Origin of the sequence: Tranquillimonas alkanivorans, from assembly GCF_900115595.1 — a bacterium.
Lineage (GTDB): Bacteria > Pseudomonadota > Alphaproteobacteria > Rhodobacterales > Rhodobacteraceae > Tranquillimonas > Tranquillimonas alkanivorans.
The window spans coordinates 1-1595 of sequence record NZ_FOXA01000076.1 but is presented as its reverse complement, the minus strand read 5'-3'; the positions used below and the strand labels follow the sequence as shown (position 1 = coordinate 1595).

At 71.4% G+C, this 1595-nt stretch carries 2 protein-coding genes; both read right to left on the bottom strand.

Going from position 1 to position 1595, the window contains the following annotated elements; all coding sequences use genetic code 11:
• Nucleotides 1–70 precede the first annotated feature (70 nt).
• The gene (locus tag BM162_RS22185; RefSeq protein WP_093426029.1) at nucleotides 71–244 is read right to left on the bottom strand and encodes a protein NnrT; all 174 of its coding nucleotides are present in this window, start codon (nucleotides 242–244) and stop codon (nucleotides 71–73) included.
• Nucleotides 241–1595: nitric oxide reductase activation protein NorD (locus BM162_RS22180; RefSeq protein ID WP_143096311.1), on the bottom strand; the 1355-nt coding region annotated here is incomplete at its 5' end. The genes BM162_RS22180 and BM162_RS22185, both read right to left, overlap by 4 nt.

Sequence of the window (1595 nt, the reverse complement as noted above, 5' to 3'; positions counted from 1 at the left end):
ACCGCCGCCGCACCCGCTCCGAACGGGTAGAGCGCGGCGGAGAGCTTACAGATGCTGCGCGCGCGCGGGGTCATCGCTTTTGCACCATCCACTGCACGAGCGCCAGCGCGCCCACGAGCCCCAGCGTCGCCAGCGCGAACCAGAACTCGGCGGTGGCGCTTTGGGCTTGCGGGATGGGCGGGTCGTAGGCCTCCGCCCGGAGCGCGGTCGGAAGCAGGGTGAGGAGAAGGGCGAGGCGGGTCATGCGATGTCTCCTTGGGTCAGGGTGCGGTAGATGTCGGGCAGGGCGCGCGACAGCCGGTTCGGGTCGGGCAGAAGAGTAAAGCCGCCGCGGCCGAAGATGCGGGCGAACCAGTCCTGCCCGTCCTCGTCCACGATGACGCCGTGCACGGCCTGCCCGGTGCGCCGGGCCTCGCGCACGGCCATGTGGCTGTCCTCGATCCCGTGCACGCCCTCGTAGTGGTCGAGGTCGTTGGGCTTGCCGTCGGTCAGCACGATCAGGAGCTTGCGGCTCGCCGTCTCGGCATCGAGCATGGCGCTCACGTGCCGGATCGCGGTGCCAAGCCGGGTGTAGTGACCGGGCTGCAATCCGCAGATGCGGTCGATGACGTGCTGCCCGTGCGGTTCGTCGAAGCGCTTGGCGCGGTGCAGGAACACCCGGTCGCGGCGCAGGGACGAGAAGCCCCAGATGCCCAGCCGGTCGCCCGCCGCGTCGATGCCGCCGGCGAGCGCGGCGAGCGCCTCGCGCGCGACGTCGATGACGCAGGTGTCGCCCACCGCCGCCTCGGTCGAGCGCGAGGTGTCGAGCAGGAAGGCCACCGCCAGGTCGCGGTCGGTGCGCCTGAGGCTCTGGTAGATGCGGTCGGTCCCGCGCCCCGTCGCCTTGAGGTCCGCCCGCGCCGAGATGATGGCGTCGAGGTCGAGCTCGGTCCCTTCGACCTGACGGGGCCGCAGGATGCGGCGGGGATGCAGGGCCTCGAACTGGCGCCGCACGCGACGCAGTTGGTGCGGGTCGGGGACGAACGGCCGCTCGCCCGGCACCGCCTCGGCCTCGAGCACGCGGCAGTGGTCGGCCATGTAGGACCGGCTGCGGTGGTTCCACTCGGGATAGGTGAACTCGCCGGCGAGCGCCTCGTGATCGGCGTCGGCGGGCGAGAGGTCGAGGTGCATCCTCAGCCGTGTCGCCGCCTTCCGGTCGTGACGCGACAGGGTGATCTCGTCCTGGTCCTCGGCCGCCTTCTGGGCGTTCTCGTCGTCGTCATCGTCGACCGAGCGGTTGAGGTTCATGCTCTCGACCCACGACAGGATCGCCTCGAACCGGTGGATGATGAAGCTGTCGGTGCGGTTCGCCTCGCCCCGGTCGGCGCGCTGGCCCAGCTTGCGCTTCGAGACGGAGAGGCCGGTGGGCGCCTGCGCCTCTTGCAGGTCGTCGCCCGCCGTCTCGCCGGGGGCGGGGGCGGGGAAGGTCAGCCAGATCGGCACCGGCTGGAACGGCATGTAACCGCGGCTCTCTCCGGTCTCCGGGCAGGTGGCGCAACGCGTGCCGTTCAGTTGGTTGCGGATCGCCTGCTCCATGCGGGCTTCGGCCGGCGGCA